This is a genomic window from Microbispora rosea, from assembly GCF_044460045.1.
In the GTDB taxonomy this organism is placed as follows: Bacteria; Actinomycetota; Actinomycetes; order Streptosporangiales; family Streptosporangiaceae; genus Microbispora; species Microbispora rosea.
On the sequence record NZ_JBITJO010000004.1, the window covers coordinates 412253 to 437287 of the forward strand.

At 71.0% G+C, this 25035-nt stretch carries 25 protein-coding genes and 1 tRNA gene; 12 read left to right on the forward strand and 14 right to left on the reverse strand.

All coding sequences use genetic code 11. The features are described from left to right. The first annotated feature begins 35 nt into the window (after positions 1-35). Both ACIBK1_RS19185 and ACIBK1_RS19190 read left to right on the forward strand, forming a co-directional pair. On the forward strand, positions 36-422 hold the full coding sequence (locus ACIBK1_RS19185) for an RNA-binding S4 domain-containing protein (protein ID WP_396737252.1): 387 nt from the start codon (positions 36-38) through the stop codon (positions 420-422). Positions 423-915: 493 nt separating this feature from the next. After that, positions 916-3612, forward strand: coding sequence for a ricin-type beta-trefoil lectin domain protein (locus tag ACIBK1_RS19190; protein ID WP_396736516.1), 2697 nt, complete (start codon positions 916-918; stop codon positions 3610-3612). A 201-nt stretch (positions 3613-3813) separates the two neighbouring features. Here ACIBK1_RS19190 and ACIBK1_RS19195 read toward each other — a convergent pair whose 3' ends face one another. From ACIBK1_RS19195 to ACIBK1_RS19220, 6 genes are all read right to left on the reverse strand, one after another. Next, positions 3814-5196, reverse strand: coding sequence for a nitronate monooxygenase (locus ACIBK1_RS19195; protein ID WP_396736519.1), 1383 nt, complete (start codon positions 5194-5196; stop codon positions 3814-3816). 241 nt (positions 5197-5437) lie between these two features. Beyond that, the gene (locus tag ACIBK1_RS19200) at positions 5438-5683 is read right to left on the reverse strand and encodes a respiratory nitrate reductase subunit gamma (protein WP_030511097.1); all 246 of its coding nucleotides are present in this window, start codon (positions 5681-5683) and stop codon (positions 5438-5440) included. After that, complete coding sequence (locus ACIBK1_RS19205) at positions 5653-5886, reverse strand: hypothetical protein (RefSeq protein WP_204053427.1); 234 nt, start codon at positions 5884-5886, stop codon at positions 5653-5655. The genes ACIBK1_RS19200 and ACIBK1_RS19205 overlap by 31 nt, the downstream gene beginning before the upstream one ends. A 405-nt stretch (positions 5887-6291) precedes the next feature. Continuing rightward, a complete protein-coding gene (locus ACIBK1_RS19210; protein WP_396736523.1) occupies positions 6292-7194 on the reverse strand; it encodes a DUF6082 family protein in 903 nt (300 codons plus the stop codon). 431 nt (positions 7195-7625) lie between these two features. Further along, positions 7626-7889, reverse strand: coding sequence for a YdcF family protein (locus tag ACIBK1_RS19215; protein WP_197042849.1), 264 nt, complete (start codon positions 7887-7889; stop codon positions 7626-7628). Between the two features lie 105 nt (positions 7890-7994). Then, positions 7995-8069 (reverse strand) — tRNA-Arg (locus tag ACIBK1_RS19220). A gap of 148 nt (positions 8070-8217) precedes the next feature. Between ACIBK1_RS19220 and ACIBK1_RS19225 the strand changes: the two genes are divergently transcribed. Both ACIBK1_RS19225 and ACIBK1_RS19230 read left to right on the forward strand, forming a co-directional pair. Beyond that, entirely contained in the window at positions 8218-8586 is a 369-nt protein-coding gene (locus ACIBK1_RS19225; protein WP_030511096.1) for a response regulator transcription factor, read from the forward strand. Positions 8587-8660: 74 nt separating this feature from the next. Further along, the gene (locus ACIBK1_RS19230; RefSeq protein ID WP_396736527.1) at positions 8661-9281 is read left to right on the forward strand and encodes a LysE family translocator; all 621 of its coding nucleotides are present in this window, start codon (positions 8661-8663) and stop codon (positions 9279-9281) included. Here ACIBK1_RS19230 and ACIBK1_RS19235 read toward each other — a convergent pair whose 3' ends face one another. Then, on the reverse strand, positions 9282-9989 hold the full coding sequence (locus ACIBK1_RS19235) for an alpha/beta fold hydrolase (RefSeq protein ID WP_036408401.1): 708 nt from the start codon (positions 9987-9989) through the stop codon (positions 9282-9284). 83 nt (positions 9990-10072) lie between these two features. Between ACIBK1_RS19235 and ACIBK1_RS19240 the strand changes: the two genes are divergently transcribed. Next, positions 10073-10666, forward strand: coding sequence for a TetR/AcrR family transcriptional regulator (locus tag ACIBK1_RS19240; protein WP_396736530.1), 594 nt, complete (start codon positions 10073-10075; stop codon positions 10664-10666). A 300-nt stretch (positions 10667-10966) separates the two neighbouring features. Then, positions 10967-11572, forward strand: a complete 606-nt coding sequence (locus tag ACIBK1_RS19245; protein WP_396736533.1) for a hypothetical protein — start codon at positions 10967-10969, stop codon at positions 11570-11572. A 53-nt stretch (positions 11573-11625) separates the two neighbouring features. Here the strand turns inward: ACIBK1_RS19245 and ACIBK1_RS19250 are convergent, their stop codons facing one another. Together ACIBK1_RS19250 and ACIBK1_RS19255 are read right to left on the reverse strand one after the other, a co-directional pair. Beyond that, complete coding sequence (locus ACIBK1_RS19250; protein WP_396736536.1) at positions 11626-13017, reverse strand: glycoside hydrolase family 16 protein; 1392 nt, start codon at positions 13015-13017, stop codon at positions 11626-11628. A 356-nt stretch (positions 13018-13373) separates the two neighbouring features. Continuing rightward, positions 13374-13880 (reverse strand): anthrone oxygenase family protein, encoded by a 507-nt coding sequence (locus ACIBK1_RS19255; RefSeq protein ID WP_396736538.1) that lies wholly within the window; start codon positions 13878-13880, stop codon positions 13374-13376. Positions 13881-14017: 137 nt separating this feature from the next. On the opposite strand from ACIBK1_RS19255, the gene ACIBK1_RS19260 reads away from it, so the two are divergent. Both ACIBK1_RS19260 and ACIBK1_RS19265 read left to right on the forward strand, forming a co-directional pair. Next, complete coding sequence (locus ACIBK1_RS19260) at positions 14018-14980, forward strand: AraC family transcriptional regulator (protein ID WP_396736541.1); 963 nt, start codon at positions 14018-14020, stop codon at positions 14978-14980. 308 nt (positions 14981-15288) lie between these two features. Next, a complete protein-coding gene (locus ACIBK1_RS19265; protein WP_030511088.1) occupies positions 15289-16284 on the forward strand; it encodes a LacI family DNA-binding transcriptional regulator in 996 nt (331 codons plus the stop codon). Between the two features lie 12 nt (positions 16285-16296). On the opposite strand, the gene ACIBK1_RS19270 is transcribed toward ACIBK1_RS19265, so the two are convergent. Continuing rightward, positions 16297-16635, reverse strand: a complete 339-nt coding sequence (locus tag ACIBK1_RS19270) for a rhodanese-like domain-containing protein (RefSeq protein WP_363527350.1) — start codon at positions 16633-16635, stop codon at positions 16297-16299. A 36-nt stretch (positions 16636-16671) separates the two neighbouring features. On the opposite strand from ACIBK1_RS19270, the gene ACIBK1_RS19275 reads away from it, so the two are divergent. Next, a complete protein-coding gene (locus tag ACIBK1_RS19275) occupies positions 16672-17310 on the forward strand; it encodes a TetR/AcrR family transcriptional regulator (RefSeq protein WP_396736543.1) in 639 nt (212 codons plus the stop codon). Between the two features lie 82 nt (positions 17311-17392). Here the strand turns inward: ACIBK1_RS19275 and ACIBK1_RS19280 are convergent, their stop codons facing one another. From ACIBK1_RS19280 to ACIBK1_RS19290, 3 genes are read right to left on the reverse strand one after another with little or no spacing between them, the layout of a single operon-like run. After that, positions 17393-18589 (reverse strand): hypothetical protein, encoded by a 1197-nt coding sequence (locus ACIBK1_RS19280; protein ID WP_396736546.1) that lies wholly within the window; start codon positions 18587-18589, stop codon positions 17393-17395. Positions 18590-18591: 2 nt separating this feature from the next. Then, positions 18592-18978, reverse strand: coding sequence for a Rid family detoxifying hydrolase (locus tag ACIBK1_RS19285; protein WP_076441803.1), 387 nt, complete (start codon positions 18976-18978; stop codon positions 18592-18594). A 13-nt stretch (positions 18979-18991) separates the two neighbouring features. Beyond that, positions 18992-20242, reverse strand: a complete 1251-nt coding sequence (locus tag ACIBK1_RS19290; RefSeq protein ID WP_396736549.1) for an alanine racemase — start codon at positions 20240-20242, stop codon at positions 18992-18994. A gap of 112 nt (positions 20243-20354) precedes the next feature. Between ACIBK1_RS19290 and ACIBK1_RS19295 the strand changes: the two genes are divergently transcribed. The 3 genes from ACIBK1_RS19295 (at position 20355) to ACIBK1_RS19305 (ending at position 23408) form a co-directional block, all read left to right on the forward strand. Next, positions 20355-21044 (forward strand): tetratricopeptide repeat protein, encoded by a 690-nt coding sequence (locus ACIBK1_RS19295; RefSeq protein ID WP_030511084.1) that lies wholly within the window; start codon positions 20355-20357, stop codon positions 21042-21044. A 156-nt stretch (positions 21045-21200) separates the two neighbouring features. Beyond that, positions 21201-22067: an alpha/beta fold hydrolase gene (locus ACIBK1_RS19300; RefSeq protein WP_396736554.1), complete on the forward strand. Its 867-nt coding sequence runs from the start codon at positions 21201-21203 to the stop codon at positions 22065-22067. A gap of 60 nt (positions 22068-22127) precedes the next feature. Beyond that, positions 22128-23408: a hypothetical protein gene (locus ACIBK1_RS19305; RefSeq protein WP_396736557.1), complete on the forward strand. Its 1281-nt coding sequence runs from the start codon at positions 22128-22130 to the stop codon at positions 23406-23408. A gap of 78 nt (positions 23409-23486) precedes the next feature. On the opposite strand, the gene ACIBK1_RS19310 is transcribed toward ACIBK1_RS19305, so the two are convergent. Beyond that, positions 23487-25031 (reverse strand): amidohydrolase family protein, encoded by a 1545-nt coding sequence (locus tag ACIBK1_RS19310; protein ID WP_396736560.1) that lies wholly within the window; start codon positions 25029-25031, stop codon positions 23487-23489. Between the last annotated feature and the right edge of the window lie 4 nt (positions 25032-25035).

Genomic DNA, 25035 nt, shown 5'->3' on the forward strand with positions numbered 1-25035 from the left:
GTGTCGGAGTGTCCGGTGAGCAGGTGAGTGCGCGGGTGGACGTCTGGATCTGGTCGGTACGGCTGACCAGGACTCGTTCGATCGCGTCCGACGCCTGCCGGGGCGGTCACGTCCGGGTCAACGGGGTGCGGGTCAAGCCCGCGCACGTCGTCCGGGCCGGTGACGAGGTCCGGCTGCGACACGAGGGGCGCGAACGCATCGTGGTCGTCTCCCGCATCATCACCAAGCGCGTCGGCGCCCCCGTGGCCGCCGAGTGCTACGTCGACAAGAGCCCTCCGCCTCCTCCGCCCGAGCAGGCCGCGACGGTGGCCGTCCGGGCTCGTGGCGCGGGACGCCCCACCAAACGCGAGCGCCGCAGCATCGACAGACTGCTCGGGCGCCCGGCGGTGGAGGAGCGGGACCGCCGGGCACGTCCCGAGTGAACGGCGACAGAACGCTTCGACGTCGATCAAAGGTGGGATGACTCCCCGCGGCCACGTCGCCGCCCAGGGGTGAACGAGCTAGCACGGCGCCCACCAAGCGGTCGCCGTCCCGGCGCGCGCTCAGCCTGCCTGCCGATGAAAGTTTCAGCCAGCCCTCGCGAGAATCGGCGGCCGCCTGCCCATCGGCCCCAGGTCACTCGGCGCTCATGATTGTTTCTTGACCCGAGACATCACACGTCATACGTTGTACGAAACCGAGCCTATTCATGGGATGTTCTCCGGACAGCCCACCTGAGCTCTTGCGTTCGGAGGCACCCCTTTGACCGCATGCCCTGCATCAGGGTGTCCCCATCGAACGGCGGCCCGCCGAACGACGTCCGCAACCGCACGACAAAGACGCCCCGCACGCGCAAGTGCCCACCCCGATGAGTCCTGCCAAGGCGGGGTGATTTCGCGGCGGAGATCCGCTCGGAACCAGCGAAAGGAACAGAGCGTGAAGTCAGCCCTGTCCACCACTGAGAGGGCGTTAGCAGCGCTCGCGGTGTTCGTCGCCGCCGTGTTGCTGCCGACCTTCGCAGGTAGTACCCCGGCCTCGGCCGCTACCCAGGCGACCTACTACGTCGCCCCCGACGGCAACGACGCCAACCCCGGAACGATCACGTCGCCGTTCAGAACCCTGCAGCGCGCGAGGGACGTCGTCCGCACGGTGAACGCCAATATGACAGGCGACATCTACGTGTACCTCCGCGGGGGGAACTACCCGGTCAGCAGCACGATCGACTTCACGCCGGCCGACTCCGGCACGAACGGCAACCGGGTCATATACGCCGCGTACCAGAACGAGACGCCGATCCTCAACGGAGGCGTCCAGGTAACCGGATGGACGCAGCACAGCGGCAACATCTGGAAAGCCCCGCTGAATCGCAGCAACAAGCTCCGTGCGCTCTATGTCAACGACAAGCGGGCGTACATGGCTTCGAAAACGATAAGTTCACAGGGCTGCTACGGCACCTACACCATCACGGCGGGGCAGGCGTCCTGGGCGTGGGAGTCGGGTTCGCAGTGCGCGGGGGCGAAGTACAGTCTGAACGACTTTCCCGCTGTCGCCACCAACCAGGACGACATCGAGATAGAGACGTCGACGACCTGGACCACGGCCATCGTGGGAGTCCGGCAGGTCACCGCTGACGGCTCCAACCGCATAGCCCTGTTCCAGCAGCCGGGTGCGGCCATCGCCCAGGGCGCCTTCAACGGGAACGCCCAGGTCGGCGGCACCCACAAGGTCATGAACGCCTACGAGTTCCTGGACACGCCGGGCGAGTTCTTCTTCGACAAGTCGAGCAAGACTTTGTACTACTACAAGGCAAGCTCCGAAGACATGTCGACCGCGACGGTCTTCGCGCCGAACAACGTGTCCACCCTCCTCAAGGTCGCCGGAACCTCCACGAGCAATCGCGTCCGGAACATCACCTTCTCCGGCCTCACGGTCGAGCACTCCGACTGGAATCTGTTCAACGTGGCCGGCTCGGTGTACAAGCAGGCCCAGCAGGGCAACCTCGGCGCGATCGCCTATGCAAAGCAGAACTTCCACGCCTACTACTACCGCAATGTCGACGTGGCGCCCGGCGCCATCCAGATCGACAACGCCGACGGGCTCGTCCTGCAGAACAACCGGATCCAGCACACCGGCGTCGACGGAATCAGCATGGTCAACGACGTGGTGAACACACAGTTGACCGGAAACTACACGAACGACATCGCCGGCTCCGCCGTCGTCGTGGGCCATCCCCAGCATGTCTACATCGGGGACTACACCTCCACCAATCACGAGAAGTATCCCGTGGGGGTCGAAGGAGCGCCCAAGAACATCGATATCAAGAACAACTACATCTACGACAGCGCCGTTTTGTTCAACGGCCACAGCCCCATCTCGGCGTACTTCGCCGACACCCTGACCATCCAGCACAACCGCATCGAGAAAGCCCCGTGGTCCGGTATAACGCTCGGCTGGGGCTGGTGGAACTTCGACGGGTCGTCAGGCTCGATCGCGCCCAACCGGCCGACCACCACGGCGAAGAACAACACCATCAGCTACAACCACATCATCGACACGGTGCAGCGCCTGAGCGATACGGCTCCCATCTACACGCTGGGCAGCCAGCCGGGAACCACAATCAGCAACAACTACCTGCAGGGCGTCCCGGCCGGTCACAAGTACGGACTCCACCCGGACGAAGGCTCGGCGTACATCACCTTCCGCGACAACGTCCTGAGCGTGGACAAGAATGTCACGTGGCTCATCAACTCCGACGACTTCGGGCGTAAACACGACCTGAGCATCACGCAGACGTACGGGGCCATCAACAAGGTCTCCAACAAGAACCTGCCGAACAGCACGGTCCAGGACATCCTCGTATCCTCCGACTATGTCTGGCCGTCGCAGGCCTACGGCATCGCCGTGAACTCCGGACTCGAGGACGCGTACAAGAGCATCATTCCGCAGAGCAATCTCTCTCTGCCGGACTACGTCCTGCCCGCCAGCACGTTCACAGGCGCCGGTGTGACGTCGATTCCCATCCGGAGCGCGGGCGACGCGAGCAAGACGGTGTGGCTGGCTCCCTCGGGCACGACCTCCTTCACCGCCGGCAGCACGATGACCAGGGCAAGCGGAACCGCGACTTCCATCGCCGTTCCGTCGGCGAACGGCGAGTATCGGCTCTACGTCGTGGACGCCCAGGGCAATCGATCGGCCGAGTCGAAGTCGCTCGTCAGGCAGGGCAACGGCGGCGGGACCGGCCAGCAGAGCGGCTCGATCGTCGGTGGCCAGTCCGGCCGATGCGTCGACGTGCCGAACTCCAGCACCACCAACGGCACCCAGGTCCAGCTGTACGACTGCAACGGACAGACCAACCAGCGGTGGACGTACACGTCCGGCAAGCAACTGCAGGTGTTCGGCAGCAAGTGCCTGGACGCGTACAACCAGGGCACGACGAATGGCACCCAGGTGATCATCTGGGACTGCAACGGACAGACCAACCAGCAGTGGAACCTCAACTCGAACGGCACCATCACCGGTGTGCAGTCCGGGTTGTGCCTGGACGCCAACGGCGCCGCCACCGCCAACGGCACGAAGCTCATCCTGTGGTCGTGCAACGGCGGCACGAACCAGCAGTGGAGCCTGCGCAGCTGATGTGAGGTTCCCACCGGGCCGCGGACGGTGACACACGCACCGCCCGCGGCCCATCCCCGCCGACGCTCCGGATTCCCCCCGAGGCGCCGCAGCCCTCGGCCACGAGGGGGACGACGATGCGGTCTCCGGGATCGATCTCGTCACCGCGGATACCCGCGATCAGCCCGTGAGCTGGGCGGCGCCGCCTGCCCCGGCTCTGGATCAGCGTGCGCCGGTCCCCTGCAGGATGCGTTCGACCACGTCGGCGGCCGAGTAGTCGTCCGGCAGACCGCTGAGGAAGCCGGTGTCCTGGCCGAGAGTGAGCAGCGGGGGCTCGAGATAACCGTCCGGACGGCGCTGTCCGAGACCGATCGCGGCGAGCAGCCCGTTGCACAGGCACCGGCGCCCGGCGGTCTCCTCCACGCGACCGCCCTTGCGGACGTAGGTCTCCGCTGGTTCCGCCGGGCAGCGGTAGCCGACTCCGCCGTCCGGCTTCTGATAGGGCGTGCGCAGGTGGCCCAGATCACACAGCCGGGGCCGCTCCGCGTAGACGCCGGCATCGGACAGCGTGCCGGCCACCTGGGCGACCTTGAAGGGAAAACCGGCAGGGGATGCCTGCGGGTCGTTGCGGACCTCCAGGGCGCCGTCGGCGGCGTCGCGCAGCAGTCGCCGCCTCAGCTCGTCGTCCAGGCCCGACTCCCGGCACAGCGCGAACGCCGACCCCACCTGGATCCCGGCGGCTCCCGTCTCCAGCGCACTGACGAGCCCGTCGGGCGTGCCGTACCCACCGGCGAGCCAGAACGGCAGGCCGAGCCCCGCGACCTTGCCGAGGTCCACCTCGTCACGCGGGCCGTACACGGGTTCGCCCGCCTCGTCCAGCCGCACCCGGCCGCGCGGCGGCGCGCTGTGACCGCCCGCCGCCGGAGACTCGATCACGAACCCGTACGGCCTGGTCACCGCCGAGCGCGCGAGGTAGGCGGCCAGGATGTGCGAGGAGACGATCGCCAGCAGCCGGGGCCGTGCCAGAGGCGCGAACGACCGGCCGAGCAGTGTCACCGGGTCGAGGCCGACCGTGTGCGACGTCTCGCCCCCCGCCACGGTCACCGAGATCTCCGCATCCCGTTGCGCCGCGAGATCGTCGAGCAGCCGCGGGATCTCCGCCGGAATGCCGGCGCCCATCAGCACGTAGTCGACTCCGGCGAGCATGGCCCCATAGACCGCGGCCGGCGTGGCCATCTGAATCTTCTCCAGATAATTGACCCCGATCAGACCGTCGTGCCCCTCCTTGGCGAGCAGGACCTCGGCGAAGTTGGCGACCACGGCCAGCTCGTCCGCGGCCTGGCCGCGCCGCAGCCCCAGACGCGGCACCGGCCGGTACGGCCTGTCGTCGACGGCCCCGCCGGTGACGAAGTAGCGGGCCAGGACCCGCTCGGCGATCTCGGGGACCGGAAAACGGGCCAGCGCGCGGCGCAGATGCCCTCCGGGATCCCCCTGCTGCAGCCGGCGGGCCAGCGTGACGTCGAGCGCCGTGCCCGACACCACGCCGAGCTGACCGGTGCCCGCCACCGCACGGGCCAGCCTCCACCCGGACACCCCCACGCCCATCCCGCCCTGTATCAACACGGGTGGCGCCGCGCCTGCGGGCCCGGTCCGCGCTGTCGGGAATCCTTCCGTACCACCATCGGCGTCGGACAACCCGCATCCCCCAAAGTCCCAGGTTCTCGCCTATGGCCCGCCGACGGCGGGGCCGATCAGGAGTCCACCACGGCCCGAGAGAGGGGCTGTAGTGACGAAGGTCCCACGGCAGGCGGCCGCCGGTCCTCTCCTGCCCCGCCGCGTGGGGGCGTCAGCGGCCGAGGCGTGCGGTCGCCTCGCGCCCGGCGACCGGCGTGGGCGGAACGGCCGGGAGCGGCCCTCGGCGCGCACGGTAGACGACGTACGGGCGCCACAGATAGGCCAGCGGCGCCGACCAGACGTGCACGAGCCGCGTAAAGGGCCACAACACCAGGAACAGGAAGCCGCCGATGGCGTGCACCTGGTAAACCAACGGCGCGCCGATCATCAGGTCGCTGCGCGGGGAGAACCAGAACACACTGCGGAACCAGACCGCGATCGTCCCAGGGCGTAGGTGCCGTACCGGCCGTAGACGAAGCCCATGAGCAGTGGCGGTACGAAGCCGCCCAGGCCGCCCGCGGCGCCCACGACCCCGGTGACCGAGCCGACCTTGTTCGCCGGGGCGAGCAGCGCCACCAGGGCGAACGTCGCACCGCTGCCGGCGCCGAGCGCGGCGGCCATGGACAGGAACGCGACCGTACGACAGGTGCCAGCCCGGGCGTGAACGCCTGGACGGCGGCGCCGGCCACGACGACCAGCAGCGTCCCGGCGAGCACCCCGGTCGGCGGGAACCGGTCGGACAGCCACCCGCCCACCGGGCGCATCAGCACCGCCAGCAGCACGAATCCGGCCATCCGGTTGGCGGCATCGGCCTGCGCCAGTCCGTACGCGGTCTTGAGGTAGGCGGGCAGGTAGACCGAGAACGCCACATATCCGCTGAACGCCACCGCGTACAGCGCCGAGGCCTGCCACGTCATCCGCAGCCGCAGCGTGGCCGCCAGCCGATGGGCCAGCGACTCGGCCGGCCAGGCGCCTGCCCCTCTCATGCTCCCCGCGTCAAGATCGTAGAGCCGCTAATCCAAGGCCTCAGCGCGTCGAATGACAAGACCTCGACTGTTTACGGTTCAGAATCAGCCGAGCTAACCATCCGATCAGAAGCGCTATCACGGCGAACAAGGCTCCGCTTTTGATGCTGTCAACGGGAAGAGAACGAGCGCGCGTTGGACTCGCATTTCCGCTCGGCCCTACGGAGGATACATCGACCTTATTATTTGCTGCCTCCCATTCCTCGTCCAAGATGCGGGCGAACTCGCGCGATCTCTTACTTGCCCGTTCCCCCCTCCTATACGCGTCGGCCGCACGATTCCACAAGAAGCGCCCTGCCGGGCTGCTGAACGCCTCCCTGCGAACCATATCCCGCAACTCAATTTCCTCTATATAGCCGAGTCGATATAAGGAGAACCAGTGGTTGATCCATAGGTTGACATAAGCCCGTTGACGGCTAAATTTAACCTCCTCCGGGGTGCCCACTGGAAAACCTACCCCTTCCGCCAGTATCGGGTCGTCAAGCAGCATGTGTACCAACTCTTGCTGACGTGTTCGCATGAACTCTTCGCGCGCCATTCGGCTTTGGTTTATTTGCAAGACCAGAGTCACAATTAGGCCAATCAGAGTTAGCGCCGTGAGGATCGCCGCAATCCCTCCATAGGCTTGCCCGATCTCACTTAGCCGTCCCCAATCCGAGCGGGAGAACCGGTCGGCAAACCATCCCAATAGCAGAGGAGATAAGAGGACGAGAGCAAGGGTAGGCAGACATAAAACAAAGGCAAGCGCACGCAGGAATGCCGCATTTCTCCTAGCCCGAGAGCGTCGGGTCGGCGCCATCATGTCCTCTTCCCTAACAACTGGCTCACTGAAGCAGGAAGCCCAAGCTCCTTGCGAACGATGATGCCGCCTACAGGCCAAGACGTGTAGGGCACTGGGGACCATCCGGGGACCACGTCATGCATACAGCCGAACAACTTGCACGTCACCAAACCTCGTACAGGGCTACCTGAAGGCCGTTGAGCTGTGAAAACGCCTACCCACGTCCTGGGGGTCAAGAGGGCTGACCATCGACTATCCAGGCAGGAAGGTTCCGAGCAGTGAACACGCGGAAGAGCCGCTCTGATCAAACCAAGCGACTGGTGAAACCCGCAGCTACCAGTCGTTGGAAGGCAGCAGCGACCTCATCCGGGTATGGCTGCTCGATGGCGAAGCCCTTCTTGGCGTACTCGGTGATCCTCTGAGTGTCACCGACCAGCATGTTGATTACGCGGTCTCTCTCCGATGCTCGTCACGTAGTCGTCGAGCGAGAGGGGAAGCAACGCGCACGTTACCTCTATCTCGGGCCGCAGCTTCTTGCACGCCGCATAGGCACGTCACTGCTGGTACGGCCGGGAGACGAGAACGGCTGACGCCACAGCGACTCCACGCTGCTCCAAGAGGGCGCGCGTGTTCGTGACGTTCTCCCCCGTGCTGGTCACGCGAGGCTCGACCAAGATGGCGTCTCCAGGGACGCCGAGTTTGGTGGCGTGTTCCTTGTAGTGGACAGCCTCGCCACGGGGGAACCGACTGACGGCCGGTGGGGGCGTTGGCGCCTGCCCGAGTACTAGCCCTCGCGGCCTGGTCCACGACTGGTCCACGAACAGCGAGCGCCAATGAGAACGGGCGGGAGTCCGTGAGACTGGAGGCCCGCCCGACGATCTGTCGTTCGCCCTGGTCAGCAGCTTGATCCGTTGGTCAAGGTCTGGTGCCCCCTGTAGGATTCGAACCTACGCACCCGGCTCCGGAGGCCGGTGCTCTATCCCCTGAGCTAAGGGGGCTCAACCGCTGATAAGGCTACCAGTACTTGAAGGCGGCTCGTGACATCAATACGGCCGCCGGGGGCTCGGGCATGTGGATCAGTGAAAACCGCGCGCCCACCCCGTCTCATTGGCTAGCTTTGCCGCCGTGGGCGAGCTTCTGGGACGTGTGCTGGTCGTGGATGACGACGAGGTCATCCGGCAGCTCATAGCGGTCAACCTGACCCTGGAGGGGTTCGAGGTCGAGACCGCGTACGACGGGCAGGACTGCTTGGACCGCGTCCATGACGTGGATCCCGATGTGATCACGCTCGACGTGATGATGCCGCGCCTGGACGGCTGGGAGACTGCCACGCGGCTGCGGGAGGACCCGAGCACCCGGCACATCAAGGTCATGCTCATCACCGCCCGGGCCCAGGAGGACGACCGCAGGCGGGGCTACGACATCGGCGTCGACGCCTATCTCACCAAGCCGTTCGACCCGGCCGAGCTGATCCAGAACGTACGGGAACTGGCCAAGGGCCCCGGCGCACTCTGAGCCGCATTGGTCCACGGACGCCGGCGCCGATTGGCCTGGGCGTGCGGGCCGGGACGCCTCTAGCCTCGGCAAACGTGATCGATTCCTCGACGTTGCTGGTCTACGCCGCCGCCTCGGCGGCGGTGGTGGCCGTGCCCGGCCCCAACCATCTGTACATCGCCGCCCGGGGCGTAGCCCAGGGCCGCCGTGCCGGGGTCGCCTCGGCCCTCGGGGTGGAGACGGGCACGCTGCTCCACATCGCCGCGGCGGCGGCCGGCCTATCCTATCTGCTCGCACGGTCCGCAGAGCTGTTCACCGTGGTGAAATGGGTCGGCGTCGCCTATCTGGCCTATCTCGGCGTCCGCGCTCTGACCCGCCGGGGCGCGGACGGCGACGAGCCGAGGCCGCAGCCGCTGCGCCGGGTCTTCCTCGAAGGCGTCGTGGTCAACGTGCTGAATCCCAAGACCGTGCTGTTCTTCCTGGCGTTCCTGCCGCAGTTCGTGGATCCCTCGGGCGACGTGCCGGGGCAGGTCCTGCTTCTCGGACTGGTGATCGCCGTCATCGGGCTGGCCTCGGACCTCGCGTACGCGCTCACCGCCGGGTCGCTCGGCCGCCGCCTGCGCGCGAGCACGCTCAGGTACGTCTCGGGTGTGGCCTACCTGGTGCTCGCCCTCGTCGCAGCGCTGAGCGGGGCCGGGCGAGCGGCGCGGGGCTGATCAGGCCGCGCAGGCGGACACGTCCTCGGCCGCTTTGTCGATGAAGCGGGCCAGCCCGGCGGGATCGGCGAGCACGGTCAGATGGCCCCGACCCTGCAGGTGGGCGAGGCTGCCGTCGGCGCAGGCCCGCAGGAACGCCGACTCGTCGACGCGGAAGGGATCGCGGGCGCCGTTCAGCAGCCAGACCCTGCCGGGGTAGGCGGCCAGCGAGGCGAGGGGGTCCTCCGCCATGACCGCCGCGACGACGGACGCCACGACCTCGCTGCTCAGCCCGCCCTCGATCATGGCTTCTCCTGCGGCCCCCGGCAGCATCCGCCGCAGCGCGAAGCGGCTCACCCGGTCGACCAGCGCGGGGTTGCGGGCGGCCAGGCGCCCGGCGAGCCGGTAGGCGTGCGCTCTGGGCCGGTCCGGCCGGGCCGTGCAGCCCACCGCGACCAAGCCGGCGACGAGGTCCGGATGCCGGGCGGCGGCGGCGATGCCCACGTAGCCGCCGAGGGACAGCCCCACGACGAGGGCCCGCCCGCCCAGGCCCGCGATCGTCTCCGCGACGACGTCGCAGGCCGCCTCGGTGCCGTACGGCAGGCCGCGGCGGCGGCCGTGGCCGGGCAGGTCGGGGGCGGCGGACGGGGCCCGCAGCAGCGCCCGGACCGGCGACCACATCGTGCCGCTCAGCCGGATGCCGTGAACGAAGACCACCGGCATGCTCATGACACACCTCCTTCGAAACGCAACGCAACGGTGCGTTGCGTGTCTCATTAAAACACAACGGTGCGTTGCAGTAAGCTCCCGCCATGGCCCCACGCAAGAAGGACGACATCCTGAACGCCGCGCTGCGTCTGCTGGCGGAGAAGGGCTACGAGCGCCTGACCATCGAGGGTGTGGCCGAGCTGTCGGGGGTCAACAAGACGACGATCTACCGGTGGTGGCCGTCGAAGGCCGCCCTGCTCGGCACGGCGCTGGTCGAGGCGCAGGAGCTCGGCTTCGACGTGCCCGACACCGGGAGCCTGCGCGGCGACCTCCACGCGCTGCTGGACGGTCTGGCCTGGCTGCTCACCACTCCCCCGGCGGCGGACATCGCCGTCGCGGCGCTCGGAGCCGCCGTCAACAGCCCCGAGCTGGCGGAGGCGGCCAAGGGCTTCTTCGCCGACCGGTTCGCCCGGGAGCAGCCGATCTTCGAGCGGGCCCGGGAGCGCGGTGAGCTCGCCGATTCCGCCGACCCGATGATGATCATGGATTTGCTCGCGGGCGCGGTCTGGCTGCGGGTGGTATTCCGGCAACTGCCCCTGGACGATGGTTTTACCGAGCAGGCGGTGAACGCCGTACTCGATGGGGTAGGGCGGCCAGGGGATCCCAGGGCAGGCCGACCGGCGCGGGCCGGCGGCTGACCTGACGGATCGATCTTACGGCCCGGCCAGGAGTGTCACGGGCGGGCCCTTCGCGACGGGTTCGCGGCGCCGCACGCTCCATGCGCGGCCGCGTGCGCCCGGCGCGTCGTTCCCGCGGACGTTCCATGACCCGCGCGGTCGCGTCCGCTCACGTCGTTCGCGCACATCCCAGCCGCGCCGGCCACGCCAGGCCGCACCATGTCATGCCGCGTCGTGTCATGCAGCACCGTGTCATGCCGTGCCGTGTCATGCCGTGCCGTGTCATGCCGTGCCCCAGCGCCGACTGGAGGGAGCACACCGATGACCATGTCCAGCAAACCGCCGAAACCGCACGGCAAGCGGCCCCGGCTTCTCCTCGGAATCGCCGCGGCGCTCACCCTCGTCACCGGCGCGGGCCTCGCCACCGCGGGCGCGTCGGGCCAGGACCAGCCGCGCTACCCCCAGGAGGCACAGCTCCGGTCCGGTCCTGAGCAGTTCGGCATGACCGAGCTCGCGCTGCTCCAGCTCGGACCGGCCCGCCAGCCCAGCCCGTCCGGCGACTACCAGACCTTCACCAGCCAGACCGGGGCGGTGGAATCGGTGCGGAGCGGCGCCCTCACGGTGGACGGCCGCACCTACGCGATCGACGAGTCGACCAGGGTCGTCGCGGACTACAAGGGCCTGCAGGGGATCCAAGAGGGCGACCAGGTATGGGTCGTGGGCACGACCGGCGGCAGCCCTCGCGCGATCATCGTCGCGGACGCCAGCCGCCCGGCCCTGCCGGGACACGGCGGAGGCGGCGCGCCCCCGGGGCAGACTCCGCAGACTCCGCAGACCCCGACCGCACCCGGCACTCCCAGTGAGCCCGGCGCACCTGGCGCACCCGGCGAGTCGCCTTCGCCGGAGACGGTCCCACCCACCGAGTGACGTACGTCCGGCCACGGGCGGGGACCCGGAGCGGCCCCCGCCCTGCGTGACGGTCAGGACGTGGAGAACGCGAACCAGTTGAGGTTGACGAAGTCGGCAGGCTGGCCGCTGCTGAAGGTGAGGTAGACCGTGTGGGTGCCGGTCGTCGCCGTGATGTTGGCCGGCACGGTCGTCCAGTTCTGCCAGCCGCCGGTGTTGCCGACGGCGAAGTCGCCGATCGGGGTCGCCGTCGGGCTGTCGAGCCTGACCTGGACGAGGCCGCTCACGCCGGCGGCCGCGCCGGAGGCGACCCTGGCCTTGAACTGCCGCGCCGCCGTCGAGCCGAAGTTCACGCCGTCGAAGCGCAGCCAGTCGCCGTTGGAGATGTAGCCGACGTTCTGACCGCCGCCGCTGTCCTGGGTCGTCTCCACCTGCGTGCCGCTCTGCGCCTGGTAGTTCTCCGCCTCGATGGTGGAGCGGGCGTCCACGCCGCCGCTCGGCGGGGGCGAGCTCGGCGGCGGGCTGCTGGTCGCGCCGCTCTGCCACACGGCCACGTAGTCGACCACCATCGGCCGCCCCGACACCGTGGCGGAGGTGGGCGTGGAGAACCCGGCGACGCCGTTGGGGAAGCCGCCGCCGATCGCGACGTTGAGCAGGAGGAAGTATCCGGCGTGGGAGGTCATGTTCGACCACGTCGTGGCGTCGAGCTGGCTCTGGCTGATGCTGTGGAACTGCTGGCCGTCCACGTACCACCGGAGCTGGTTGGGGGTGACGCTGCGGTCCCACTCGAAGCGGTAGGTGTGGAAGGCCGACTGGCAGGTCGAGCCCGGGCAGGCCCTGCTGGCGCCGATGCCGTTGGTCTCGCTGCACGCCCCGCCGGGGTTCACGCCGCAGTGCAGCACGCCCCAGACCGAGTTGATGCCGTTGACGTTCTCCATGATGTCGAACTCGCCGATGGCCGGCCAGTTCTGGTAGTTGCCGCGGTACGGCGAGCCCAGCGCCCAGAAGGCCGGCCAGTAGCCGAGGGCGGCGTTGCCCGTCACGTTCGGCATCTGGATGCGGCCCTCGATGCGCAGGATCCGTCCGGCCTCGGGCTTGAAGTCGGTGCGGCGGGTCTCGATCCGCGCGGAGGTCCAGCTCTGGCCGCTGCCGATCGGGGTGATGCGCAGGTTGCCGCCGCCGTCCAGGCTGACGTTGGCCGAGTCGGCCGTGTAGTTCTGGATCTCGCCGGTGCCCCAGTTGCCCGGGCCTCCGGGGTACGAGTGGCCGGTGTCGATGATCCAGTTGTTGGACGACGGAAGCGTTCCGGCCGCGCCGTTGAAGTCGTCCGACCAGACGAGCGACCAGCCGGACGGCGTCGAGGGCACCGAGGCGCCGGCGGGCCGTACGGCGAGGGCCAGGACCGCGGCGGCCACGGCGAGCAGCGCCAGAACCGAGCGCCGCCATGGGGAGTGGAGCACACGCATGAGTACCTCTCCTCCTCGGTCCGGTCGTCGCGGCGGGGGGATTGGGGGGTGCGGGTGGCCTCACGGAGCGGAAACGGCGGACGTCCGCTGCGCCGGACGGCGGCGTCCGGAGAGGGGTCGTGAGGGCCCGCGCACCGCGATCGCGGACCGCTTGAGCGACACTTTCCCCTCTGAATCTCACTCGCGTCAAGAGGATCTGTGAAATCTGAGAGAGCGTTCTCAGCATGTCCCTCCGGGCGTGAGCAGCGACGAGAGAGCGCTCTCCAGCCTGCGTTCCTCATGGCCCGGGTCCGCGCCCCGGCGGCCCGCCGCCGCGCTGCTCGAAGCGCCGCAGGGCGGGATAGAGCGTGTTGGGGTCAGGAGCCCCGGCCCCAGCGGTAGGCGCCGTAGCCCATGAGCAGCAGGCTCACCGCGCCGGCCACGGCTCGCCAGGTGTTCCACGTGGTCCACCGGGCCGAGTAGTCCGACCAGATCCTGGCGGCGGCCTCGGCCGGGTCGCCGTGGGCCGCCACTGCGGCCAGGGCGTCGTTCATCGGCACGTTCACGGCGGCCGTGATCAGGATCACGCCGACGGCGTACACCGCGGCCGCCGCGAAGAACGGCCAGGCCGCGCCGGAGCGAGGGGTGGCCAGCAGCAGGGCGCCCGCCCCCGCGGCGGCGATCGGGGCGAGGACGAACGCCGCCAGGAACGCCGGGTTCTGGATCTTGACGTTCACCGCGTTCATCGCGTCGATCGCCGAGGAGGCCGACGCGGCGTTCAGGCCCGGCATGACCCCCACCGAGAACCCGAAGAAGGTGCCCGCCATCCCGGCGGTCATGAGCATGGACAGGGCCGCGGCGACGGCGGCCAGAAGGTACGTCATGCCTCCTCCGCCGCGACGCGGACGCCGAGGACGACCAGGATTCGCGCTTTCGTCATGGTCACCACTCAACCGGCGGACCGCTCCCGGCGACATCGCCGAGACGCTCGACCGCATATCCGGCCGTCTACGATCTGGGCATGGACGCGCTGGCCGATCTCCTCGACGGCCCCCGGGCGCGGGGAGCCTTCCTGCTGCGGGCGACCCTGAGCCCGCCCTGGTCGGTGCGGATCCAGGACGAGGCGCCGCTGTGCCTGGTCGCGATGGTGCGCGACGAGGCGTGGATCACCCCGGACGAGGACCGCGTCTCAGAGGACAGGGCCGTACGCGTGGGGCCGGGCGACGTGGCGGTCGTGCGCGGTCCCGTCCACTACACGGTCGCCGACGACCCGGCGACCGCGCCGCAGGTCGTGATCCACCCCGGCCAGGTCTGCACCACACCGGACGGCCGCGCCCTGTCGGCGGAGATGGACCTGGGCACGCGTAACTGGGGCAACGACCCGGACGGCTCCGCCGTGATGCTCATCGGCACCTACCAGATGCGCGGCGCGGTCACCCAGCGGCTGCTGGCGGCGCTGCCCACGCTGCTGGTGCTGCGCGGCGACTCCTGGGACGGCTCCCTCGTCACGCTGCTCGGCAGGGAGATCGTCAAGGACGAGCCGGGCCAGGAGGTGGTGCTCGACCGCCTGCTCGACCTGCTGCTGATCGCCGTGCTGCGGACGTGGTTCTCCCGGCCGGACGCGCGGGCCCCGGGGTGGTATCGGGCGCACGGCGACCCGGTGGTGGGGCCGGCGCTGCGGATGCTGCATGCCGACCCGGCCCACCCCTGGACGGTCGCCGAGCTGGCGGGCCGGGCGGGGGTCTCCCGCGCCGCACTCGCGCAGCGGTTCGCGAAGCTGGTCGGCGAGCCGCCGATGGCCTATCTGACCGGGCTGCGGCTGGCGCAGGCGGCCGACCTGCTGCGCGAGACGGACGCGACGCTGGACGCCGTGGCGCGGCGGGTCGGCTACGGCACCGCGTTCGCGCTCAGCTCGGCCTTCAAGCGGGAACGCGGCGTGAGCCCGCAGCGGTATCGGGAGGGCCTGAGCCGCCCGGCCGGCTGAGATCCGGGTCCGGCCACCCGGGGGCGGCGCACGCCGCGATCTCCGCCGGTGCGACCTGACGGGTTATCTCGTATGGTCGCTCCTGCACGACTTCGAGTGGGCGTACGGCTTCCGCCCGAGGTTCGGCATCGTGTCCATCTGTCGACTCCGAGACCCGGCGACGCGTTCCCAAGGACAACGCGCTGTGGTATCGAGACGTCATCGAACGCAACGGGCTGGGGAGTGCCCGACGCATGCCGCCCGACGCGGAGGCGCCTCCTGGGCCCACGCGCGGCAGTGCGTCGTCGGGCACGACGAAGGGGGACTGAATGAAACGACCCACTCTGGAGGCGGTCGCGGCGCGGGCAGGGGTGTCCCGCGCCACCGTCTCCCGGGTCGTCAACGGGCAGATGACGGTGACACCGCAGATCAGGGATGCGGTGATGCGCGCCGTGGACGAGCTGGGTTACGTCCCCAACTCCGCGGCGCGCAGCCTCGTCACCCAGCGGACCGACTCGATCGCGCTGGTCGTGTCGGAGCCGCCGACCAGGGTCTTCTCCGAGGACCCGATGTTCTCCACGGTCATCCGCTCGGCCAGTCTGGAACTCGAGGCCGCCGACAAGCAGGTCGTGCTCATGCTCGGCGGCTCGGCCCAGAACCACGCGCGGATCGAGCGCTACATCGCCAGCGGCCACGTCGACGGGGTCATGCTGATCTCGATGCACGGCGCCGACCCGCTGCCCTCGGCCATCGCGCGGATGGGCGTCCCCGTCGTCTCGTACGGCAGGCCGCCCGTGCCGGTGCCCCTGCCGTACGTGGACAACGACAACGTGGGCGGTGCGGGGAAGGCGGTGCGCCACCTGCTGGACGGCGGACGGCGGCGCATCGCCACGATCGCCGGGCCGCAGGACATGGTCGGCGGCCAGGACCGGCTCAAGGGCTACCGCGACGCGCTGCGCGAGTCCGACCGGCGGTCGATCGTCGCCGTCGGGGACTTCACCCGTGAGTCCGGCGCCGTCGCCATGCGCCACCTGCTGCAGGACGACCCGGACCTGGACGCCGTCTTCGTCGCCAACGACCTCATGGCCATCGGGGCGCTGCAGACCCTGCGACAGGCGGGCCGCCGGGTGCCGGACGACGTGGCCGTCGTCGGGTTCGACGACATCGAGGCGGCCCGCTTCACCGAGCCCCCGCTGACCACGATCAGGCACCCGGTCATCGAGCAGGCCGCCGCGATGGTCCGGCTGCTGCTCGGCCTGTTCAACGACGGCCCGGCCGACCCCGTGATCCTCCCCACCGAGCTCGTCGTCCGCGACTCCGCCTGAGCGCCGGAACGATCAGGACGCGGCGGTCAGCGACTCGACCGGCAGGCCTGCCTCGACCCAGTCCTGGATGCCCTCCCGATACTTGCGTACGTCGGTGTATCCGAGCGCGGTCAGCCGGTTGGCCACGGCCTGGCTGTTGGCGCAGGCCGGATTCGAGCAGTAGGTGACGATCGCGGCGTTCTTGTCCGGCAGCAGTTCGGCGGCCCGCTCGGCGACCTGGTCCTCCGTCAGCGGGATCGCTCCCGGGAGGTGCCGCTGGGCGTAGTAGTCGCCGCCCAGCGCGTCGACGACGGTGACGGTGCCGGCCTCGATGGCGGCCTTGAGCTCGTCCCTGCTGATGAGAGCGGTCATTGCGTCCTCCAAATAAATGGACTACAGTCCGGTTGCGTGAACAGCTCGGAACTTACCGGACCACAGTCCGGATCGTCAAGGGACCTCACCTCCCTGCTCGCAGACCCGCCCAGGGAACGCGCAGACGCCGCCCGCAACCGGCGGCGGGTGCTGGAGGCCGCGGCGAAGCTGTTCCGGGAGCACGGAGTCGAAGCCGTTTCGATGGACGCGGTGGCGGCGGAGGCCGGCGTGGGCAAGGGCACGCTCTTCCGCCGGTTCGGGGACAAGTCCGGGCTCGTGGCGGCCCTGCTCGACGACAAGGAACGGGAGCTGCAGGAGCGGATCCTGTCCGGGCCGCCGCCGCTGGGGCCCGGCGCCCTAGCGTGCGATCGGGTGCGGGCGTTCGTCGCGGCCTACGCCGGCTACCTCGTCGAACACCTCGATCTGCTGCGTGTGTCGGAGACCGCGAGCCCCGGAGCCCGATATCGGATCGGCTCCTATCGTTTCTGGCACCGCCACCTGGCGATCCTGCTGGCCGAGGCGCGCCCAGGCGCCGACGCCGACTACCTCGCCCACGCGCTGCTGGCCCCGCTGGGCGCCGAGCACGTCACCGCCGTGCTACGCGACTGCGACGCCGCCCGAGTCGCCGCGGGTCTGGCCGTCCTCGCGGACGCCCTGGTAGCGGACCGGCCGTGACCACGGGCCGGGCGGCGGCGCACCCGCGGCGGCTCCGGCCCGGGTCGAGTCGAAAGCGGACGTCCGCGGCGGACGCCCGTGCTCAGGCGAGCGCGTCGGTGATGCGGCCGAGCGCCTCGAAGGGTGCCAGGCCGTACGCGTAGAAGTCGGCGGCCCCGGCCCCCGCCGTACGGGCCGCGCGCACCTTGGCGGCCAGCCGGTCGGCGGAGTCGGTGTCCGGGGGGCCGGGGCGCAGCACGACCCTCAGCTCCGGATTCTTGCCCACCGAGCGCCGGTAGGCCGCCACGTCGTCGGCCACCCGGGCCGGGTCCCTGGCATACCCGAGGACCGCGAACGACGGGACCAGGTCGCCGAGCGCCACCAGGTCGATCCCGAGCTGCCAGGAGTCGTGCGCGGCCAGGCCGGCCGCGGGCAGCCCGTGGGCGTAGCCCTTGGCCGCGCCCGTCGCGTCCATGAACGTCAGCCGCGCGCCTTCGGCCGTCACCGCCGCCGCGACCTCGCCCACCAGCGACGTGACGCTCTCGGAGCGGGCCCGCGCGTACGCCACCGTCTCCGGTCCGGCGTAGGCCGTCAGCGCCGCCCGCGTGACCTCGCCCTCCGCCGGGGGGTCGCCGTCGAGCACGCCCCCGACGATCCTGGCGCACTCCTGCCTGGCCACCTCGGCGTTCACCCCGAGATCGACGGCCCGGCGCATGCAGTTGGCGCAGAAGCACAGGCCGAACAGGAAGGCGTCCATCGGGCCGAGCGCCACGAAGCACCGCTCGTAGGCGAAGGCCCCGAAGTGCAGCGACTCCGCGACGACCGTGTCCACCCCCTGCCGGGCGACGGCCCGGGCCAGCGCCACGGCGTACGCCCGCACGTCGGGGTGCGAGGGGCACAGGTCGGCCGGGGATCCGTGGTCGCCGAAGCAGTTCTCCACCGTCACGTCGGGGTGGGCCAGGCCGAGGGTGGCGTTGTGCAGGAACACGGTCCAGCCGTGCAGCCGCATCCCCCGGTCCCCGCAGGCGCGGCGCAGCTCGTCGATCGGCCGGTCCTGCGCACCCGGCTGCACGGGCGGGGTCAGGCGCAGACCGTCGAACAGGTCCTCCGGAGGCGGGAAGTGGACGCCGTCGCGGCGCAGCGTCAGCCGCGACGCGCCGTGCGGGGTGACGTCCCTGGCCCGGTGGTAGGCCGCGGCCACCGCGACGCCTCGCACGCCGTACGCCGAGGCCCGGTCGAGCAGCCCCCGCACGCCCTCGGCTGACAGGTCCTCGACGAAGACGTACAGGGCGCTGTCCATCGTCAACGGCCCGCGTACGCCACGAAGTCGATCTCGACGAGGATGTCCATGAGATCGGAGCCCACCGTGGTGCGCACCGGGTAGGGCCGGGTGAAGTAGGACTGGTAGACCTCGTTGAACGCGGCGAAGTCCTCCTTGAGGTTCTGCAGGTGGACCGTCGCCTTCACCACGTCGTCGAAGGTCAGGCCGCGGGCCTCCAGCACCGCCCCGAGGTTGCGCATGGTGCGGTGCGTCTGGGCGGCCACGTCGTCGCCTGCGACCTCGCCGGTCGCGGGGTCGAGCGGCCCCATGCCGGAGGTGTAGAGGAAGTCGCCCACCACGAGCCCCTGGGAGTACGCGCCGATCGGCGGGGCCCCGGCGGTCGTACGGATCTCCTGCTTGCCAGCCATTGTCACCGCTCCATCAGAAACACGTACCGATCAAATCAATCACGACGTCGTCGTCGTCCACCACGGGGATGACGCGCCATTTGTCGAAGGCCGTACACGGATGGGACAGCCCGAACGACACGAGGTCTCCCGGGCGCAGCCCGGCGTCGCCGTCGAGATAGGCGTGCTGGTCCTGCACCTTGACGACCGTCACCCCGGTCAGCGGCTCGGCCGGACCCCGGCCGCCGCGCCGCACGGCCCTGGGAAAGGGCAGGTGGATGTCGTGGGGTACGTCCCGCTTGCCCATGCCGACCAGCACGAGACCGGGCTCGGGCACGGACAGGACCTGCGCCCAGACCTCCAGCGCCGGCCGCAGCTCGCCCTCCAGCCGGTTGTAGGGCGTGTGCTCGGAGTAGTAGCCGTCGTCGTGGGCGATGTAGGCGCCGCTGCGCAGCACCACTGTGGCGCCCAGCTCACCGGTCAGCGGCGCGAGCTCCTCGGCCATCAGGTCGAACCACGAGCTGCCCCCGGCGGAGACCACGATGGGGCCGGCCACCTGCGGCGCGAGCGTCCGGGCCGCGCGGGCCAGGTCGCGCAGGAACCCGCGCACCCCGGCGGCCTCGTGGTGGGTCCCCTCGTATCCGGCGACCCCGGCCAGCTCGGTCCCCCGCGCCTCCCGCGCCGCGCGGGCCACCGCCAGCAGCTCGTCCTGGTCGCGGCAGCCGGTCCGGCCGCCCGGGTGGCCCAGCTCGACCAGCACCCGGAACGGGACGTCGCCGGCCGCCTCGTCGAGCACGCGCACGCCCTCGATCGAGTCGGCGAAGCAGAGGAAGTCGAAGCGCCCGATCTCGCCGGCCAGCCAGCGCAGCGCGCCGCGGTCGAAGATCTCGTTGGCCAGCAGCACGCGCGGAACGCCGAAGGAGCGGTGGACGAGCACCTGACCCGGCGTGGCGGCGGTGACCCCCCACGCCCCGGCGTCGAGCTGGTCCCGGACGAGCTGCGGCGACATCGTGGTCTTGGCGTGCGGCGCGAAGGCCAGCCCGTGCAGGTCGGCGAAGCGCGCCAGCGTCGCGATGTTGTGGTCGAGGGCCGAGCGCCGTGCCGTCATCACCGGCCAGGTGAACGCACCGTCGAACAGGGAGTGCCGGGCCTCGGCGAACTCCCGTCCGCCGATCGGCTCGCCCGGCCACAGGAAACCGCGCGTGCGCGCGTCGACGACGATCTCCGGGAGCCCCCGCTCCGTGCGCCCTGCGGGCTGCCGTGGGAGGCCGTCCGCGAAACCCACGCCGCCCCCTTGTTGTCCCGGTTCAGACCACCTTGTGGATCGTACTGGACCACCGCCTCGGAGGTAGACTCGCGCCCTCACACCATGATCGGATGATCGGGACGGGGTAGGGATGAGCGGCGACGCACGGCTCGATCGGGCCCTGGCCCTCTACGAGCAGGCGGTCTTCGGCGGCGACGCCACGGCTCTCGCCGAGGCCGACCGGGAGCTGGACGCGGTGGAAGCCGACCTGACCACCCGGGCATCGGGACGGGACATCGGCGCGGCCGAGGCCGGTCTCGCGCTGGCCCGCGGCCGCATCGTCCACGCGCGGTTCCTCGAACACCACGAGGAGGACCCCCGCGAACTCGAGCTGTTCGAGCGGGCGGCCGATCTCTTCCGGCGGCTCGGCGACACACGCGGCGAGGGCGAGGCGCTCTTCTGGATCGGCTGCTTCCACCAGGTCGTACGGCACGACGACGAGGCGGCCGGGCCCGCGTTGCGGCGGTCGTACGAGCTCGCGGCGAAGGCCGGCGACAGGCTGACGATGTCCTACGCGCTCAGGCACCTGGGGATCGCCGAGCACAAGGCGGGACGGCTGGAGGCGGCGCGCGAACGGCTGGAGGAATCGGTCCGGCTGCGGCGGGAGCTCGATTTCCATCCGGGTGTCGCCGCCAACCTGGTCGGACTGGCCTACATCGCCGTCGCCGAGGACCGCCGGGACGACGCCCTGCGGCTGCTCGACGAGGCGGCCGCCCTGGCGGAGACGAGCGGAGCCCTGGGCATCGCGCGGCACGTGGAACAGGCGCGTACGGCCCTGTGACCGAGGCCGGGCGACCCGGTCGCCTCGCGCGTCCACCGGTTCCGCGGGTCCGCCTGCATTCGATGACACGTTCGAGATAGGGTGTGACCGCCCTCACAGGGGCTCTGAGGTTCCGCAGCGCAGACATCCGCAACGTAGACAGAGGAGTGACCGCCCATGACCGAGCCCAGGACCCACACCCTCGAAGTGCCCGGCTGCGTTCTCCATTACGACCTCCGCGAGGCCGAGGGCACCACCGAGCCGATCCTGCTGCTGATCGGATCGCCGATGAGCGCCGCCGGGTTCGCCGCCCTGGCACGGCATTTCCAGGACCGCACGGTGGTCACCTACGACCCGCGCGGCAGCGACCGGAGCACGCGGACCAGCGGTGCCGCCGAGTCGACCCCCGAGTTGCACGCCGACGACCTGCACCGGCTGATCGACGCGCTCGGAGGCGGGCCGGTGGACGTCTTCGCCAGCAGCGGAGGGGCGGTCAACGCCCTCGCGCTCGTCGCCCGGCATCCCGAGCAGGTGCGCACGCTCGTGGCGCACGAGCCGCCCGCCGCCCAGGTCCTGCCGGACCGGGAGCAGGCGCTGGCCGCCGTTGCCGACATCCGGCGGACCTACGATCGGGAGGGTTTCGGGCCGGCGATGGTGAAGTTCATCGTGGTCACCGGCCACCAGGGCGAGATCCCGGCGGACTTCGCCGATCAGCCCATGCCGAGCCCTGCCGAGTTCGGGCTGCCGGCGGAGGACGACGGTGCGCGTGGCGACGTGATGTTCGAGCAGAACCTCATCACCTGCACGCACTACGAGCCCGACTTCGACGCGCTCCGCGCGGCTCCGGCCCGCATCGTCGTCGGCGTCGGAGCCGAGTCGGAGGGGCAGCTGGCCCGCCGCGCGGGCGAGGCGGTCGCCGAGCGGCTCGGCACCAAGCCGGTGATCTTCCCCAGCAACCACGGCGGGTTCCTCGACGACACGTTCGGCATGCCGGGCGATCCGGACAACTTCGCCGTCACGCTGCGCCAGGTTCTGGCCGAGTAGGCCGCCGAGCCCGTCGAGCCGGGCGGCGAACTCCACCCCGCCATTGGGCGTCCAACCTTCATGAGCCCGCGCGCGTCGTTCACCCCGGCGTTGTCAGCCGCCATCGTCGTGGCCGTGCTGGCCGCCGCCTGCACCGCCCCGCCCGCCCGCGGACGCGTGTCCGAGCGGGCACCGGCGTCCGCTGCCACGGGTGTCGCGCCGGGCACGCCGGGGGCGGGCGGGAAGGGATTTCGAGGGGCCTGGGACTATCTGTATCCGGACGATCCGCCTGAGCGGCACCGGCCCGTGACGGTCGCGGCCGATGAGTCGGGGCCGTGGCGGCTGCGCCTGCTCGCCGACTACGGGGTGTTCGACCAGATCACCTGTGTCGTCGCCACGGCGCCCGGAGTGGCCTGGGCGTTCGGGTTCGATGAGACGTGGCGGGGCCGGCTGGTCGCACTGCGCTGGGACGGAGCCCGCTGGACCAGGTACGCCTCCGCACAGCGGGCCTACCCGGTTGCCGCTGCGGCCTCGGGGCCGGACGACGTCTGGCTGCTGCTGCGGGAGGCACGTCGCGGGCAGGTCCTGCACTGGGACGGGGCGCGGTGGGCGCCGGTCGGCGGCGGCGGGTCGTTCGCCCGGCTGGGCTCGGCGGGCAGGGGTCGGGCGTGGGCGCTGGACGGCAAGGAACCCGCGATCCGGCTGTCCGACGGCGGCCCCTGGCGGCGGGTGCCGGGACCCGGGACGGGGATGGCGGTGCGGGCGCTTTCCGTGCCCGCATCCGGGACGTACTGGGCGGTCGCCAATGACATGCGGCGGGGGCGCACGGCGCTTTACCGGCGTGCGCCCGGTGGCTCGTGGGAGCCGGTCGCCTTCGGCGGGGCGCTGCCGAAGGACACCCGGGAGAACTCGCTCGGTCTCCAGGGGGTGGTGGCCGCCTCCGACTCCGACGTCTGGGCGTACGGCACCTACGGGGCACGTCCCGATCCGGAGGGGGACGGCGCCCCGGTGAGGGACCCCTTCGCCGCGCACTGGGACGGGCGGGCCTGGCGGCCCGTGGCCGTGCCCAAGGGCTGGCGGTTCACCGACGCGGCGGTCGCCGACGGGCAGGGCGGGCTGCGGGCCGTGGTGGCGAGCACGACCGGCGACGAGGACGCCGTCGCGGCCGAGACCGCCGTCCTCTCGCTGACGCCCACCGGCCCCGCCACGCCGGCCGAGCCGAAGATCGAGGGCGGGCGGGTGGTGCTGCGCGGGCTTGCGAGAGTCCCGGGGACGCACCGCTTCTGGGCGGTGGGCGCGGCCTTCCCTGTGTCGCCGGATATGTCGGCGTCCACCTCCGTCATCTATGGCTGGCGGCCCTGAAGGCGCTGCGGCCGGCGCCTGCCGCGCTCCGGGTGCGGGCCGGGGACGCGAGTGCGAGCAGCGTCGCTCACGGTCCGGTTAGGCAGGACGCAGCGCGCGGCCGGGGGTGGCGCCGGTGAGCTCGCCCCCGCGCAGCACCGGCACACCGCCGACGAGCACGTCGTCCACGCCCACGGCGAGCGAGCGGGGCTTGTCGTAGGTCGCGGTGTCGGCCACCGTGGCCGGGTCGACGACCACCAGGTCCGCGGCCTGGCCACGCCGCACGAGACCGCGGTCGGGCAGCCGGAAGCGTCGCGCCGGGTGCGAGGCCAGGTGCACGGCGGCCTGTTCCCAGGTGAGGTCGCCGAGTTCGCGTACGTGCCGGCCGAGGTAGCGGGCGAACGCGCCGAAGCCGCGGGGGTGCGGATGGCCGCCCACGTAGATGCCGTCGGAGCCGCCCGTGTGGCCGGGGTCGCGCATGACGGCGCGCACCGACTCCTCCCCCGCCGGGCCCTCGTCGGGGCGGGCCTGCACGCAGCCCGCCTGGAGCCGGGTCTCCGCCAGCAGCACCCGGCAGAACTCGGCGGGGCCGGCGCCGAACTCGGCCGCCGCGGCGGGCAGGGTCATCCCCTCGGCCCACTCGAACCCGGGGGCGTGCGACAGCGTGATCCGCGGCCACAGGTCGTCGCGCCCCGCCCACTCCCCGGCGAGGCGTTCGCGTTCGGAGGACAACATCGCCACGGCGCGGTCGGGGTCGGCGGCGGGCACCCACGGCGGCAGCGTCACCATCGCCAGGATCGTGCTGGCCCGTAGGTAGGGATAGGTGTCGAAGGTCAGGTCGACGTCCTGCCGCCGGGCGTCCTCGACCAGCGGCAGCAAGGTGGAGGCCGGGCCGTGGAGGTGCGAGACGTGCACGGCCGCGCCGGACCGCCGGGCGATCTCCACGACCTCCGTCATCCCCACCGACGCCGACGCGCCGTACGCGCGCATGTGCGTCACGTACGGCAGGCCGCCCAGCGGTGCGCACAACGCCGCCAGTTCGGCGGCGTCGGCGTATCGGCCGGGGGCGTACTCCAGGCCCGACGACAGCCCGGCCGCCCCTTCGGCCAGGCCCCGCTCGACCGCGCGCAGCATGGCGCGCAGTTCGTCCCCGTCCGCGGCGCGTTCCGCGGCGCCCATCGCGTCGAACCGGATCGTCGCGTGCGGCAGCAGGTAGACGGTGTTGAGCGCGGTCGCGCCGTCGTATCCGGCGAGCAGGCCGGCGACGCTCACCGGCCCGTCCACGTGCGGGTGCGGGCCGTTGATCGCCGCGAAGTAGCGGCTCGCGTACGCGAAGGAGGCCGGGGAGGTGGCCGGGGCGAACGACAGCCCGTCCTGTCCCAGCACGAACGTCGTGACCCCCTGCCGCAGCGCGGCCTGCTGCACGAAGGGGTCGAACACGGCCGCGTCGCCGTGCGCGTGGCAGTCGACCAGGCCCGGCAGCACGAGCCTGCCCGCCGCGTCGATCCGCACCGCCGCCTCGGCCGCGCCGAGGCGGCCCACCGCCTCGACCAGTCCCCCGCGCACCCCGACGTCGGCGCGGAACGCGGGGGCTCCGGTGCCGTCCACGACGCGGCCACCGTTGATCAGGACATCGAAGGTCACGTCA

Coding starts and splice junctions, on each gene's coding strand:
- ACIBK1_RS19195 (WP_396736519.1), bottom strand. CDS start 5,196: ATGGGCGTGGGGGTGTCCGGGTGGAGGCTGGCCCGTGCGGTGGCGGGC.
- ACIBK1_RS19205 (WP_204053427.1), bottom strand. CDS start 5,886: ATGGCCGCCGCGCTCGGCGCCGGCAGCGGTGCGACGTTCGCCCTGGTG.
- ACIBK1_RS19210 (WP_396736523.1), bottom strand. CDS start 7,194: ATGGTCCCCAGTGCCCTACACGTCTTGGCCTGTAGGCGGCATCATCGT.
- ACIBK1_RS19235 (WP_036408401.1), bottom strand. CDS start 9,989: ATGAGCATGCCGGTGGTCTTCGTTCACGGCATCCGGCTGAGCGGCACG.
- ACIBK1_RS19240 (WP_396736530.1), top strand. CDS start 10,073: ATGGCCCCACGCAAGAAGGACGACATCCTGAACGCCGCGCTGCGTCTG.
- ACIBK1_RS19245 (WP_396736533.1), top strand. CDS start 10,967: ATGACCATGTCCAGCAAACCGCCGAAACCGCACGGCAAGCGGCCCCGG.
- ACIBK1_RS19250 (WP_396736536.1), bottom strand. CDS start 13,017: ATGCGTGTGCTCCACTCCCCATGGCGGCGCTCGGTTCTGGCGCTGCTC.
- ACIBK1_RS19255 (WP_396736538.1), bottom strand. CDS start 13,880: ATGACGTACCTTCTGGCCGCCGTCGCCGCGGCCCTGTCCATGCTCATG.
- ACIBK1_RS19260 (WP_396736541.1), top strand. CDS start 14,018: ATGGACGCGCTGGCCGATCTCCTCGACGGCCCCCGGGCGCGGGGAGCC.
- ACIBK1_RS19265 (WP_030511088.1), top strand. CDS start 15,289: ATGAAACGACCCACTCTGGAGGCGGTCGCGGCGCGGGCAGGGGTGTCC.
- ACIBK1_RS19270 (WP_363527350.1), bottom strand. CDS start 16,635: ATGACCGCTCTCATCAGCAGGGACGAGCTCAAGGCCGCCATCGAGGCC.
- ACIBK1_RS19280 (WP_396736546.1), bottom strand. CDS start 18,589: ATGGACAGCGCCCTGTACGTCTTCGTCGAGGACCTGTCAGCCGAGGGC.
- ACIBK1_RS19285 (WP_076441803.1), bottom strand. CDS start 18,978: ATGGCTGGCAAGCAGGAGATCCGTACGACCGCCGGGGCCCCGCCGATC.
- ACIBK1_RS19295 (WP_030511084.1), top strand. CDS start 20,355: ATGAGCGGCGACGCACGGCTCGATCGGGCCCTGGCCCTCTACGAGCAG.
- ACIBK1_RS19300 (WP_396736554.1), top strand. CDS start 21,201: ATGACCGAGCCCAGGACCCACACCCTCGAAGTGCCCGGCTGCGTTCTC.
- ACIBK1_RS19305 (WP_396736557.1), top strand. CDS start 22,128: ATGAGCCCGCGCGCGTCGTTCACCCCGGCGTTGTCAGCCGCCATCGTC.